The following is a 13,063-nucleotide window of genomic DNA, read 5'->3' as shown; positions in this document are numbered from 1 at the left end:
AGCATGTGACCGGGGGAGCCGGAGAACCGACGTCGCACCGGCGGGGATCACGTCCCATCGCGCTAGAGCATCCCCTTCTAGCCGGGGAAACGAGATGGAGCTCTCTCAACGACCGGAGCGACTCCCGGCGCGGGACTTTCGGCGGAAGGGACTCACGCGGCCTCTCCGGGAACGCCCAGGCGGGGACGCCCGGCGGATACGGCCCGGCCCGCGGGGTGGATGGGACCGGCGGTCTGCGTGAGGGGCAGGCCGGTGCCGCCGCGACGCAGGGCGACGAACTCCGCGGTGATGGACAGGGCGGTCTCCTCGGGGGTACGGGCGCCCAGGTCGAGGCCGATCGGCGAACGCAGCCGCGACAGCTCGGCCTCGCTCAGGCCCGCGGCGCGCAGGCGGGCCATGCGGTCGGTGTGGGTACGGCGTGAGCCCATCGCCCCCACGTAGGCGACCGGGAGCCGGAGCGCGACCTCCAGCAGCGGCACGTCGAACTTGGCGTCGTGGGTGAGCACGCAGACCACGGTCCGGGAGTCCACCCGCGTGCGGGCGAGATAGCGGTGCGGCCAGTCGACGACGACCTCGTGGGCGTCGGGGAAGCGGCGCGGGGTGGCGAAGACGGGCCGGGCGTCGCAGACGGTGACGTGGTAGCCGAGGAAGCGGCCGGCGCGGGTGAGGGCGGCGGCGAAGTCGATGGCGCCGAAGACGAGCAGGCGGGGCGGGGGCGCGTAGGCCTCGGCGAAGACGGTGACCTCCCGTCCGTCGCAGCCGACGGTGCGGATGCCGGTGAGCCCGGCGTCCAGCATGGCCCGCGCCTCGGCCACCACGACCCCGGCGGTCGTTCCCTCCCCGGGATCGCCGATGACCCGCTCCCCGAAGACCGCCAGGAGGCCGATGTCCGGACGCGGCCGGCCGTGGACGCCCTCGACCTGGCCGGTGCTGCCGGCCGGGTCGGTGTCCTCGGCCGGGCCGGTGTCCTCGGCCGGAGCCGCGCCACCGAGATCGCGGACGATCGCGACGGGCTCGCCCCGCCGTACCGCCTCCAGGGCCTCGGCGAGCACCGAGGCCGCAGGAGAGTCGGCCGGAACCGGCCAGACGAGCACCTCGATGGTCCCGCCGCAGGTCAGGCCGACGGCGAAGGCGTCGTCGTCGGAGTAACCGAAGCTCTGCCGGGCGGGCTCCCCGGTCCGGATCGCCTCCCGGCAGAGCTCGTAGACGGCGCCTTCGACGCAACCACCGGAGACGCTGCCGACGGCTTCGCCGCCGTCGTTCACCGCGAGCGCGGCCCCCGGCTGCCGTGGCGCGCTCCCCCCGACCCCGATCACCGAGGCGACCGCGAACGCCCGCCCTTCCCCGAGCCACCCGAGCAGCTCACCGGCGATTTCACGCATCGCAAGAACCTCCAGTCGTCACAGAAGAACAGGCCCTCGCCGTACCACGGCGCCGACCACCACCGCCCCGCCCCCGCCGGCCCGGCGCCCTCAAGAAAGGGCGCCGGCGAAGCGGCGGGGGGCGGGGCGAGCGGCAGATGGGACACTCCGACGCCCCGGAAGCAGGGCGCCGGCGAAGCGGCGGAGCGCCGGGTGGAACACCCGGCCGCCTGCTCCGACAACACCGTCCGGAGCCACCATCCCGGCCCCGACCGCCTGCCCCGCCGCCTCCAGCCAGGAGGACCACTCCCCCGGTGCCGCCCTGGGGGACCTGGTCCTGCGGGTGGGGCGATCAGGTGAAGAGGCCCTCGATGGCGCCGATGCCGAAGTAGGCGACGAAGATGGCGCTGATCACCCAGAGGAGCCAGTGGATCTGGTCGAAGCGGCCGCGGGCGGCCTTGATGACGGTGTAGGCGATGACGCCGGCGCCGACTCCGTTGGTGATGGAGTAGGTGAAGGGCATCAGCGCGATGGTCAGGAAGGCGGGGATGGCGAGGTCGATGTCGTCCCACTCGATCTTGCGGGCGGCGGTCATCATCAGGGCGCCGACCAGGACCAGGGCGGGGGCCGCGGCCTGGGCGGGTACGACGGCCGCCAGCGGGGTCAGGAACATCGCCCCGGCGAAGAGCGCGCCGGTCACCAGGCTGGCGAGGCCGGTGCGAGCGCCCTCCCCGACTCCGGCGGCCGACTCGACCACGATGGTGTTGGCGGAACCGCCGGTGACGCCGCCGATGACGGCGCCGAAGCCGTCGATCGTCAGGATCTTGCCGACGCCCGGGATCCGGCCCTGCTCGTCGGCCATCCCGGCCTCCTCGCCGACGCCGAGGATGGTCCCCATCGCGTCGAAGAAGCCGGACAGCACCAGGGTGAACAGCACCACCGTGGCGGTGAGCACGCCCGCGGCGCCGAAGCCGCCGAACAGGTCCACGTTGAACAGCAGGCCGAAGTCCGGCGTGGAGACGATCTTCTCGGGGAGCTCCGGCGTGACCACGCCGGGCCACTTCACCCCGTCCACCACCGCGTTGATCACGATGGCCAGCACGGTGGCGGCCACGATGCCGATCAGGATGGCGCCGGGGACGCGCCGGGCGAACAGGGCGAACATCAGCAGCAGGCCAACGCAGAAGACCACGATGGGCCAGCCGGACAGCCGCCCGCCGGCGCCCAGGGTCACCACGGTGCCCTCGCCCCGGCCGACGAACCCGGCGTCCACCAGGCCGATGAGCGCGATGAACATGCCGATGCCGACGCCGATGGCGTGCTTGAGCGGGGTGGGGATGGCGTCCATGATGAGCTGCCGGATGCCGGTGAGCGCGAAGACCACGATCACCACGCCCTCCAGCACGACCAGGCCCATGGCCTGGTCCCACGTCATGTGCGGGGCGGCCTGGAAGGCCACCACGGGGGCGATGCCGAGGCCGGAGGCCAGGGCGAAGGGGGCGTTGCCCACCAGGCCCATCAGGATCGTGGTGATCGCGGCGGAGAGCGCGACCGCCGTGGTGAGCTGGGGGATGGTCATCGTGGCGCCGGTCACGTCCTCGGCGCCGCTGAGGATGATGGGGATGAGCAGGATGATGTAGGCGACGGCCACGAACGTGGTGATGCCGCCGCGAACCTCCCTGGCGACCGTGGTCCCCCGGCCGGTGAGGTCGAAGAAGCGGTCGATCCGGGTCCGGGAGGTCCCGGAGGCGCCGGGCGCCCCGGGATCGTCGCCGGATGGCCGGGTCTGCAGCTGGGTCATGGTCGGGCCCTCCCAAGGGCGTAGTCGACCCACGGAGGGACCCCGGTGGCCGGACCGGGGTCGTCCGCATGGTTCGAGGGGGGTGCGGTTGTGGGGTCTCTCCCGTTCACCCACGGGGGATGGGGATGTCCTGTGAGCCTTCTCGCCTGCCGCGATCGTCACGGCGAGGATTCACAGGGCACCCCTCAAACTCCCAAGTCAGCATAAATCCTGACAAAGGGTGCGTTTTCGATAACGAGTGAGGGCTGCCCCTGTTGGTCAACTGCCTCCGGCGATGTGCTCCGGACGAACCGGCACTCGGGTGAGTGCGAGACCCGTGGCGTCGCGGATGGCCGCGACGATCGCGGGGGTGGAGGAGAGCGTGGGTGGCTCCCCGGCGCCGCGCAGCCCGTATGGGGCGCGCGGATCGGCGTTCTCCAGGATTTCCAGGCGCATCGGCGGCATGTCGAGGATGGTGGGGATCAGATAGTCGGTGAACGACGGGTTGCGCACCTTGCCGTCCGCGACCACGATCTCCTCCATCACCGCCAGGCCGAGGCCCTGGGCGGTGCCGCCGTGGATCTGCCCCTCCAGCGAGAGGCGGTTGAGGATCTTGCCGACGTCCTGGACGGCGGCCAGCTCCACGACCTTCACCAGGCCGAGCTCGACGTCGACGTCCACCACGGCCCGGTGGACGCACAGGGCGAGCTGGGTGTGCGAGTCTCCCCGGCCGGTCACGGGGTCCATGCCCGTGGTCGGCTCGTGGTGGTACTCGCGGGTCTCCTCGACGACGGCGTCGCCGAGGACGTCTTCGATGGTGGCGAGCACGCCCGCGCTCTCCGAGACGACCTTCCCGCCGGCCAGCGACAGGTCGTCGTAGGTACGGCCCAGCCTGGCGGCGGCCAGGGCGAACACGCCCTCCCGCACCGCCTGACAGGCCGTCATCACCGCGCCGCCGGTCATGTAGGACTGGCGCGAGGCGGAGCTGGAGCCGGCGTCGCCGACCTGGTTGTCGGCCGGGTGGATGACGACCCGGTCGACTCCAAGCTCGGTGCGGGCGATCTGGGCCTCCAGCGTCACCAGCCCCTGACCGACCTCGGCGGCGGCGGTGTGCACCAGCACGGTCGCCTCGCCGCCGATCACCTCCAGGCGGACCCGGGCGGTGGAGTAGTCGTCGAAGCCCTCGGAGAAGCAGATGTTCTTCAGGCCCACGCCGTACCCGACGCCGCGCCGTACCCCCTCGCCGTGGGTGGTCTGCGAGGCGCCGCCGGGCAGGTTGCGCAGGTCCGCGGGGTCCAGCGGGGGCGGCATGGGCAGCTCGCGGGCCTGCTGGAGCATCTCGGCCATCGGCAGCGGGGCCCAGACCACCTGGCCGGTGGCCAGCTCGCTGCCCTGGGAGGCGGCGTTGACCTGCCGGACGGTGACCGGGTCGAGCCCGCAGGCCGCGGCGAGCTTGTCCATCATCGACTCGTAGGCGAAGCACGCCTGCACCGCGCCGAAGCCGCGCATCGCGCCGCAGGGCGGGTTGTTGGTGTACACGCCGTAGGCGTCGATCTTGATGTTCGGGATCTCGTACGGTCCCACGCCCAGCGAGGCCGCGTTGCCGACCACGTTCATCGTCGCGGAGGTGTAGGCGCCGCCGTCCAGCAGGATCTCCACCTCGGCGTAGAGGATCTTCCCGTCCCTCGTGGCGCCGTACTCGTAGCGCATCTCGGCCGGGTGCCGGTGCACGTGGCCGAAGAACGACTCGTACCGGTTGTAGACGATCTTCACGGGCCGGCCGGTGCGCAGCGCGAGCATGGCCGCGTGGATCTGCATCGACAGGTCCTCGCGCCCGCCGAAGGCCCCGCCGACGCCCGAGAGCGTCATGCGGATCTTCTCCTCGGGCAGGCCCAGGCACGGGGCGATCTGCTTGAGGTCGTTGTGCATCCACTGGGTGGCCACGTACAGGTCCACCCCGCCGTCCTCGGCGGGTACGGCCAGGCCGGACTCCGGCCCGAGGAAGGCCTGGTCCTGGATGCCGACCCGGTACTCGCCCGAGACGACCACCTCGGCGCGGGCCTTGGCGGCCTCGACGTCGCCGACCCGGACCGGCTGGTGGCGGGCGAGGTTGCCGCGCGGCTGGACCTGCGGGTAGGTCGGGTCGAACGCGGCCCGGCGGGCGTCGGTGAGCGGCTCCAGGACCTCGTACTCGATCCGGATCTTCTCCATCGCCCGGCGCGCGGTCTCCGGGTGGTCGGCCGCGACCAGCGCGATCGGCTCGCCCTGGTGGCGCACCTCGTCGAAGGCCAGGACCGGCTGGTCCCAGGTGTGGTCCAGGCCGAAGTGCCTGCGGCCGGGGACGTCCTCGTGGGTGAGCACCGTCGCCACGCCGGGGTGGGCCAGCGCCTCGGAGACGTCGATCGAGACGATCTTCGCGCGGGGGTGCGGGCTGCGCAGCGTCGCGCCCCAGAGCATGCCGTCGATCCACAGGTCGGAGGAGTAGGCGAACTCGCCCTTGACCTTCAGCGTCCCGTCGGGGCGCAGCGGGCTGTCGCCCACTCCCCCGGTCCCGGGGGCCGCGATCTCACGCGGCGCGCGCACCGGCGCGGCGCCCCTGCTGCCCGTAAGCGTCACGAGTGAACCTCCTTGGCGGCGGTGAAGCCCTGCTCCTCGGCCAGGCGCAGCAGGCGGCGGTGGGCCTGACCTCCGGCGCGGCCGAGCGCGTCCTGGGAGACCGTGCGCAGCTCGTCGTCCTCGACGATCGTCTCCCCGCCCACCAGCAGGCGGGCCAGCGGCGGCTGGGCGGTGGCGAAGACCAGGGTGGCGACCGGGTCGGTGATCGCCGAGGCGAAGGCGCCGTCGGTCCGCCACAGGGCGATGTCGGCGAGCTTGCCGGGCTCCAGGGTGCCCAGCTCGGCCTCCCGGCCGAGGTTCCTCGCCCCGCCGAGGGTGGCCATCTCCAGGGCCTGTCGGGCGGTCAGCGCGGTGGGACCGTACTTCGCCCGCTGGAAGAGCATGGCCTGGCGCATCTCGCCGGAGAGCGTGGTCAGCTCCGAGGAGGCGTTGCCGTCCACGCCGAGGCCGACGATCGCGCCCCGGGCGAGCATCTCCGAGACCCGGGCGATGCCCGCGCCCAGGCGCCCGTTGGAGCTGGGGCAGTGCGCCGAGCCGGTGCCGGTCTGGGCGAAGACGTCGATGTCGGCGTCGCTGAGGTGGACGGCGTGGGCGAACCACACGTCCGGGCCGAGCCAGCCGAGCTTCTCCATGTAGTCGACCGGGCGCAGGCCCACCTGCTGAAGCAGGTGCTCCTCCTCGTCGAGCGTCTCGGCCAGGTGGGTGTGCAGGCGCACGCCCTTGGCCCGGGCCAGCTCGGCCGCCTCGACCATCAGCTCGGCGCTGACCGAGAACGGCGAGCACGGGCCGATCGCCACGCGCAGCTTCGAGGAGAAGGAGGGGTCGTGGTAGGTGTCCACGGCCTTGGCGCTCTCGGCGAGGATCTCCTCGTGCTTCTCCACCACCACGTCCGGCGGCAGGCCGCCCTTCGACTGCCCCCGGTCCATCGAGCCGCGCACCGGGTGGAAGCGGATGCCCACCTCGCGGGCGGCCTCGATCTCCGCGGCGAACAGGTCGCCGCGGCCGGAGGGGAAGACGTAGTGGTGGTCGGAGGAGGTGGTGCAGCCGGACAGGGCCAGGAAGCCCAGCCCCGCCCCGGCCGCGCCCCTGACGACCTCGGCGTCCATCGCCGCCCACACCTGGTAGAGCGCCACCAGCCACTCGAACAGCGTGGCGTCCTGGGCGAGCCCCTGGGAGGCCCACTGGTACAGGTGGTGGTGGGTGTTGACCAGGCCGGGGGTGGCCAGGCAGCCGGTGCCGTCGATCCGGGTGGCGCCCGGGATGGCCGGGGCAGGACCGGCCCCGAGCGCCACGATCTTGTCGCCCTCGACGTGGACGAACCCGGAGGGGATCTCCGGTCCGGCCACGGGGGCGAGGTAGGCGTTCTCGATCAGCACGGTCCTCACGACGCGGCCGCCTTGCGGGCCGCGGCGAGCCGTACCGCGTCGAGGATCTTCTCGTAGCCGGTGCACCGGCACAGGTTGCCCGCCAGGGCCTCGCGGATCTCGGCGTCCGAGGGCTGGGCGACCCGCTCGATCAGGTCGTGGGCCTGTACGACGAGGCCGGGGGTGCAGAAGCCGCACTGCACGGCGCCGCACTCCACGAACGCCTCCTGGACCGGGTCGAGCCGGTCGCCGTCGGCCAGGCCCTCGACGGTGCGGACCTCTCGGCCCTCGGCCTGCCCGGCCGCGACCAGGCAGGCGCAGACGGGGGTGCCGTCGAGATAGACGGTGCAGGAGCCGCACTCGCCCTGCTCGCAGGCGTTCTTGGAACCGGGCAGGCCCACGCGCTCACGCAGCACGTACAGCAGGCTCTCGCCCTCCCACACGTCGTCGGCCGTCTCCCGGCGGCCGTTCACGGTGAAGGTGACGCGCATCAGCCGGCCCTCCTTTCGAAGTGTCCGGACCGGAACTCGTTCCAGGCCCAGGTCAGGGTGCGGCGCGCCATCACGCCGATGGCGTGGCGGCGGTAGTCGGCGGTGCCGCGCACGTCGTCGATCGGGGAGGCCGCCTCCGCGGCCAGTTCCCCGAAGCGGGCCAGCAGCGCGGCGTCGAGCCGGGCCTCCCAGTCCAGCTCGGCGGCCAGGAACTCCTCGGCGGCCAGCGCCCGGCGGGGCGTCGGGGCGGCCGAGCCGATGCCGGTGCCGACCCGGCGCTCCTCAGGGTGCAGTGCGATCGCGAAGGAGCAGACCGCGATCACCATGGCGTTGCGGGTGCCGACCTTGGAGAAGTACTGCGGGCCGCCGGCCGGGCTCATCCAGAAGGCGCGGATCAGCTCGTCCGGCTCCAGCGCGCTGCGCTTGACGCCCAGGTAGAACTCGGCGGCCGGGATCATCCGCACCCCGCGGGCGGCGGACTCGACCTCGATGACCGCGTCCCCGGCCAGCAGCGGCGGGTGGCTGTCCCCGGCGGGCGAGGCCGCGCCGAGGTTGCCGCCCACGGTGCCCCGGTTGCGGATCTGGGGCGAGCCGACCGTGCGCGCGGCCTGCGCCAGGCCGGGCAGCCGGTTGCCCAGCTCGGTGATCAGCCGTACGTACGGCACGCCCGCGCCGACCCGCAGCCGGCCGTCCTCCTCACGGGTCCACTCGGCCAGTTCGGCGACCGGGTTCAGGTCCAGCAGCGCGGCCGGGCGGTGGACGTCGAAGTTGAGTTCCACCATCACGTCGGTGCCGCCCTGGATGGGCACCGCCTCCGGCCGGTCCGCCTTGGCGGCCAGCGCCTCCGCCCACGTGGTGGGCCGCAGGAAATCCATCGTGGTCACTCCCAGGCGAAAGCGGCGTCGGGGGCGTCGTCGGTGAGGACGGCGCCCTCGATCAGCCCGTAGGGTCGGTCGGCGGCGTAGAAGACCTCGTTGGGGTTGTCCATCCCGAACGGCTCCAGGTCGACCAGGAAGTGGTGCTTGTTCGGCATGGCCATGCGCACCTCGCAGATCTCCGGGCGCGCCTTCAGCACCCGCTCGCCCATGGCGTACAGGGTCTGCTGCAGGGAGAGGCTGTGGGTGTCGGCGAAGGCCTCCAGCAGGCCGCGCCGTACCTCGTCGTAGGACGCGCCGAAGTCGTGGGAGTCTCCGGAGTCGTGGGAGTCGCGGGAGGAGACGTCCGGGACGTGCCGCCACCGGGCGGAGACGGCGGTGGCCAGGATGCGGTCGGTGGTCGGCTTCAGGGTGGTGTACTCATCCTGGATGTAGCCGTGGAACTCCGAGCCGGTCGAGTTGAGCACCACCAGGTCCTTCAGGCCGGAGACCACGGTGGTGCGGCCGTCGCGGTCGTGGTGGACGACGCAGGTGCGGACCTCCCGGCCGGAGCGGACGAAGGAGTGCCGCCCGTCGCGCCCGCCGGAGACGGGGATGCGGTCCCAGAAGTACTCCTCGATCTCCACGCGGGCGTGGTGGATGGAGGGCTGGGAGGCCACGTAGTGCCGGGCCAGCAGGAGCGCGAAGTCCTCGATCTGGTCGATGCCGTGCTTCCTGGCGAAGGCGTAGGCGGTGTTCTTCTGCGTGTCCGTCGGCAGCACCGCGGCGTTGTCGCCGGTCAGGTGCACCTCCTCCATGTCGCCCGAGAGCGAGGAGCTGACGTTGATGTCCTTGAGGTGGTGGGTCGCGCCGTCCCTGACGACGCGGACCACGCGGGTCTCGGCCTTCCCGTAGCGGTTGGGCCCGAGAACGACGGTCATGTGCTAGCTCCCTCGATACGTCGAATAGGCGAACGGGCTGAGCAGCAACGGCACGTGGTAATGCTCATCCGGGTCGTCGATCGTGAAGGTGATGACCACCTCGGGGTAGAAGGCGGTCACCCCCCGCTCGGCGAAGTAGGAACCGGTGTCGAACACCAGCCGGTGGACGCCCGCCCCCGGCGACCAGCCCGAGAGCCGGCCGTCGGCGTCGGTGTGCCCTTCCACGACCACCGCTTCACCCTTGTCTCCTGATCCGCCGCGGGCCGGTCCGCTCTCCAGCCGTACGGCGACGCCCGCCGCGGGCCGGCCGAGCGCCGCGTCCAGAACGTGCGTGGACAGGCTCATGACTGGTCCCCCAGCAGCTTCGCCATGCGCAACCGGGTGATCTTGGCGAGCTCCGCGCGGACCACCTCGCGCTCGGTGTCCTCGTCGTTCTGCAGCCGCTCGCGCAGGCGGGCGAGCATCTCCCCGGCCGACAGACCGGTGGCGCAGATCAGGTAGACGTGTCCGAAGCGCTCCTCGTAGGCGAGGTTGCCCTCGGCGAGCCCGTCGAGCACGGCCCGCTCGGCCGCGTCCACACCGGACTGCTCCTGGCGGGACCAGGCCGACTCCCGGCCGGTCCCGCCGGCGCGCTCCCCGATGCGGGGGTGCGCCTCCAGCGCCTCCCGCACGTCGGACCAGGCCAGGCCGTTCACGGCGGCGTCGGCAGCCGCGGTCAGCTGGGCGAGGTCGCGGTAGGGGCGCAGCGCCGCCACGGTATGGGCGAAGGCCCGGGAGGCGCAGCACGTCAGCAGTTCGGCCTCGGCGTCGGCGGGGCCGAGCGCGTTGAAGCCGGCCAGCCTCGCAGCCGGTGCTGCGGAGTTCACGTTCGGCATGCCAGCAGTACACACACCGGCGCCCGGCACGGTCCAGCAGCAAGAACTCCGAACTGGGTCAGGGCTTCACCCCGGGTTTTCGTGTCATGCTCCAAGACACGGCCGTTCACGTGTCGGACACGTGTCGTCTCCGTATCGTGCCGATGTCGCCCCCCGACGCCCGGTTCTGCCGGCGCCGTGGCTGGGTTACCCTCACCGCCGAGGAACGGAGGCTCCGCATGCGACTGAGCACGCTGGTGGAGATGACCGAGCTGGGACTGTCACCGGTCACGGGCCACGACGAGCTGGACCGGACGATCCGCTGGGTCGTCACCACCGACCTGCTCGACCCCGGCCGCTATCTGAACGGCGGCGAGCTGGTGCTGACCGGGCTGGTCTGGCGGCAGAGCCCGGAGGACAGCGAGCGGTTCGTGCGCAGCCTGGTCAACGCCGGGGTGTCCGCGCTGGGCGCCGGCGACACGCGCTGGGGCGAGATCCCCGGCGATCTCGTCGAGGCCTGCCGGCGGCACCGGATGCCGCTGTTCCACGTGCCGCAGGAGATGTCGTTCGCCGAGGTCACCGAGCAGATCGTACGGCGGCTGTCGGCCGCCAGGGCCAACGACATGACGGCCGTGCTGGACCGGCACCGCCGGCTCGTGGCGGGCGCCACCGCGGGCGCGGGCCTGGACCCGGTGCTCCATCTGCTCGGCCACGACCTGGGCATGCCCTGCTGGGTGCTCACCCCGGCCGGGCGCGTGGTGGCGGGCTCGCACCCGCTGCCCGAGGGCGTGGCCCCGCTGCTGGCCCGCGGCTTCCTGACCGCCAAGCGCATGCCGTGCACGCTGCGCGACGTCGAACGCGGCGACGCCGGGCGATACTCGGTCTTCGCGGTGGACGAGCAGACGACCCCGCGGGTCGCCGACTGGTTCCTGGCCTTCCAGGGCGCCTTCGAGGACTGGCCGGAGGAACGGCGGGCGCTGGCCGGGGAACTCGTGGCGGTGGTCGCCCTGGAGCGCGCCCGGCTGGACGACCGGTTCAGCCCCGAGGGCCGCATCGCCCAAGAGCTGGTGCAGCTCGTCGTCTCCGACGGCAAGCCCAGCGACATCCTGCCCCGGCTCCAGGTCACCGGCCTGACCGCCCATCCGGACACCGCCCCGGGCGCCGCCGGGCGGGGCTTCGTGGCGGTGGCCGCGGCCGCGCGCGGGGCACTGCGCCCCGGCGAGCTGCGGGTCGTGGTCAGGGAGATCCTCAGCCGCTCGTGCGCGTCCCCGGTGGTGGGCGTGGCCGGGGAGGAGGTCATCGCGCTCATCCCCGCTCCGGAGTCCGACGTCACCGCCGAGGTGCGCGAGGCCGTGCGGGCGCTGGCGCCGGGGCTGGGCACCGGCGGGTTCACCGTGGGGGTCAGCGGGATCGCCTCGGTCGACGGGCTGCGCGGCGCGGTCGAGGAGGCCCGCTACGCCCGCCGGATGGCCGAGGGCCGCGCCGAGCCGGACGCGGTCGTCGGCCACGACGAGCTGGCCACCCACGTGCTGCTGCTGGCCTCGGTCCCCGACGACATCCGGCACATGTTCCGGGTCCGGCTGCTGGACCCGCTGCGCGGCTACGACCAGGAGCACCGGGCCGACCTGGTCCGCACGCTGGAGGCGTTCCTGCAGGTGTCGGGGTCGTGGACGAAGTGCGCGGAGATCCTGCACGTCCACGTCAACACGCTGCGCTACCGGATCCAGCGGATCCAGGACCTGACGGGCCGGGACCTGTCACGCCTGGAGGACCGCGTCGACTTCTTCCTCGCCCTGCGTCTCTACGGCGACGCCGCGCGCCGCGGCCCGGGGACTCCTTGATCCGGCTCCCGCCCTCGCTGAGTCGTTCTCGCTGGTTGTCGGCCGGTGGACCTAGAATCGGAGCATCATGACTTCTCCTCTCTCCCCCATCGGCGGACACGTCTCCGTCACCGGCGGCCTGGCCAAGGGCGGGCTGCGCTACGCCTCGGACATCGGCGCCGAGGTGATCCAGGTGTTCGTCACCAACCCTCGCGGCTGGGCGCTGGCCGTGGGTGACCCGATCCAGGACGAGCGGCTGCGCGAGTCGGGCATGCCGACCTTCGTGCACGCGCCGTACCTCGTCAACCTCGGCTCCCCCACCGTCGAGACGCTGGAGAAGTCGGTGGCCACCGTACGGCACAACCTGCTGCGCGGCACCGCCATCGGCGCCAAGGGCGTGGTGGTGCACACCGGGTCGGCCGTCAGCCAGACCCGCGAAGAGGCGTTGCGCCAGCTCCACGAGCACCTGCTCCCGCTGCTGGACGCGATCCCCGACGACGGCCCCGACCTGCTGCTGGAGCCGATGGCCGGGCAGGGTGGCATGCTCTGCGCGACGGTCCAGGACCTGGAGCCCTACCTGGAGGCTCTGGAGTGGCACCCGAAGGCCGGCATCTGCCTGGACACCTGCCACGCCTTCGCCGCCGGGCACGACCTGTCGACCCCCGAGGGCATCCAGGAGACCTTCGACGCCCTGCACGCGATCGCCCCCGGCCGCCTCAAGCTGATCCACGCCAACGACTCCAAGGACGTCTGCGACTCCAAGAAGGACCGGCACGAGAACATCGGTGCGGGCCACATCGGCGCCGAGGCCTTCGCCAACCTGATGCGCCACCCCGCGGCGGCGGGCATCCCCTTGTGCATCGAGACCCCGGGCGGCGCCGACAAGCACCGCGAGGACATCGAACTGCTGAAGAAACTCCGTGACTCCGGCTCCGACTCCGCGACTCCGCCTTATCCCGCAGCCCCGTGAGGAGGCGCCGGT

At 72.6% G+C, this 13,063-nt stretch carries 11 protein-coding genes; 2 read left to right on the top strand and 9 right to left on the bottom strand.

What is annotated here, in order from left to right; all coding sequences use genetic code 11:
* Window positions 1–152: 152 nt before the first annotated feature.
* The 9 genes from Psi01_RS35695 to uraD form a co-directional block, all read right to left on the bottom strand.
* Window positions 153–1,382: an XdhC family protein gene (locus Psi01_RS35695; RefSeq protein ID WP_204068585.1), complete on the bottom strand. Its 1,230-nt coding sequence runs from the start codon at window positions 1,380–1,382 to the stop codon at window positions 153–155.
* 331 nt (window positions 1,383–1,713) lie between these two features.
* Window positions 1,714–3,162 (bottom strand): NCS2 family permease, encoded by a 1,449-nt coding sequence (locus tag Psi01_RS35690; RefSeq protein ID WP_204068584.1) that lies wholly within the window; start codon window positions 3,160–3,162, stop codon window positions 1,714–1,716.
* 258 nt (window positions 3,163–3,420) lie between these two features.
* Entirely contained in the window at window positions 3,421–5,757 is a 2,337-nt protein-coding gene (gene pucD / locus Psi01_RS35685) for a xanthine dehydrogenase subunit D (RefSeq protein ID WP_373872534.1), read from the bottom strand.
* The gene (locus tag Psi01_RS35680; RefSeq protein ID WP_204068583.1) at window positions 5,754–7,142 is read right to left on the bottom strand and encodes an 8-oxoguanine deaminase; all 1,389 of its coding nucleotides are present in this window, start codon (window positions 7,140–7,142) and stop codon (window positions 5,754–5,756) included. The genes pucD and Psi01_RS35680 overlap by 4 nt, the downstream gene beginning before the upstream one ends.
* Window positions 7,139–7,612 (bottom strand): (2Fe-2S)-binding protein, encoded by a 474-nt coding sequence (locus Psi01_RS35675; RefSeq protein WP_204068582.1) that lies wholly within the window; start codon window positions 7,610–7,612, stop codon window positions 7,139–7,141. The genes Psi01_RS35680 and Psi01_RS35675 overlap by 4 nt, the downstream gene beginning before the upstream one ends.
* Window positions 7,612–8,487 (bottom strand): FAD binding domain-containing protein, encoded by an 876-nt coding sequence (locus Psi01_RS35670; protein ID WP_204068581.1) that lies wholly within the window; start codon window positions 8,485–8,487, stop codon window positions 7,612–7,614. Before Psi01_RS35670 ends, Psi01_RS35675 begins: the two co-directional genes overlap by 1 nt.
* 5 nt (window positions 8,488–8,492) lie before the next feature.
* The gene (pucL, locus tag Psi01_RS35665) at window positions 8,493–9,407 is read right to left on the bottom strand and encodes a factor-independent urate hydroxylase (protein ID WP_204068580.1); all 915 of its coding nucleotides are present in this window, start codon (window positions 9,405–9,407) and stop codon (window positions 8,493–8,495) included.
* A 3-nt stretch (window positions 9,408–9,410) separates the two neighbouring features.
* Window positions 9,411–9,752 carry a hydroxyisourate hydrolase gene (uraH, locus tag Psi01_RS35660; protein WP_204068579.1) on the bottom strand — a complete coding sequence of 114 codons (342 nt, stop codon included), beginning with the start codon at window positions 9,750–9,752 and terminating at the stop codon, window positions 9,411–9,413.
* Window positions 9,749–10,282 carry a 2-oxo-4-hydroxy-4-carboxy-5-ureidoimidazoline decarboxylase gene (uraD, locus tag Psi01_RS35655; RefSeq protein WP_204068578.1) on the bottom strand — a complete coding sequence of 178 codons (534 nt, stop codon included), beginning with the start codon at window positions 10,280–10,282 and terminating at the stop codon, window positions 9,749–9,751. The genes uraH and uraD overlap by 4 nt, the downstream gene beginning before the upstream one ends.
* 218 nt (window positions 10,283–10,500) lie before the next feature.
* Between uraD and Psi01_RS35650 the strand changes: the two genes are divergently transcribed.
* Both Psi01_RS35650 and Psi01_RS35645 read left to right on the top strand, forming a co-directional pair.
* Entirely contained in the window at window positions 10,501–12,102 is a 1,602-nt protein-coding gene (locus Psi01_RS35650; protein WP_204068577.1) for a PucR family transcriptional regulator, read from the top strand.
* Between the two features lie 67 nt (window positions 12,103–12,169).
* Window positions 12,170–13,051, top strand: coding sequence for a deoxyribonuclease IV (locus Psi01_RS35645; RefSeq protein ID WP_204068576.1), 882 nt, complete (start codon window positions 12,170–12,172; stop codon window positions 13,049–13,051).
* Window positions 13,052–13,063 lie beyond the last annotated feature (12 nt).

The sequence above is a fragment of the Paraplanobispora siamensis genome, assembly GCF_016863175.1.
GTDB lineage: Bacteria > Actinomycetota > Actinomycetes > Streptosporangiales > Streptosporangiaceae > Planobispora > Planobispora siamensis.
Note: the sequence above shows the minus strand (reverse complement) of the source record. Positions and strands in the feature narration are given on the sequence as shown.

Bases quoted from the DNA above. Each gene is read 5' to 3' on its own strand.
- Psi01_RS35695 (WP_204068585.1), bottom strand. From the start codon at position 1,382: ATGCGTGAAATCGCCGGTGAGCTGCTCGGGTGGCTCGGGGAAGGGCGG.
- Psi01_RS35690 (WP_204068584.1), bottom strand. From the start codon at position 3,162: ATGACCCAGCTGCAGACCCGGCCATCCGGCGACGATCCCGGGGCGCCC.
- Psi01_RS35675 (WP_204068582.1), bottom strand. From the start codon at position 7,612: ATGCGCGTCACCTTCACCGTGAACGGCCGCCGGGAGACGGCCGACGAC.
- Psi01_RS35670 (WP_204068581.1), bottom strand. From the start codon at position 8,487: ATGGATTTCCTGCGGCCCACCACGTGGGCGGAGGCGCTGGCCGCCAAG.
- pucL (WP_204068580.1), bottom strand. From the start codon at position 9,407: ATGACCGTCGTTCTCGGGCCCAACCGCTACGGGAAGGCCGAGACCCGC.
- uraH (WP_204068579.1), bottom strand. From the start codon at position 9,752: ATGAGCCTGTCCACGCACGTTCTGGACGCGGCGCTCGGCCGGCCCGCG.
- uraD (WP_204068578.1), bottom strand. From the start codon at position 10,282: ATGCCGAACGTGAACTCCGCAGCACCGGCTGCGAGGCTGGCCGGCTTC.
- Psi01_RS35650 (WP_204068577.1), top strand. From the start codon at position 10,501: ATGCGACTGAGCACGCTGGTGGAGATGACCGAGCTGGGACTGTCACCG.
- Psi01_RS35645 (WP_204068576.1), top strand. From the start codon at position 12,170: ATGACTTCTCCTCTCTCCCCCATCGGCGGACACGTCTCCGTCACCGGC.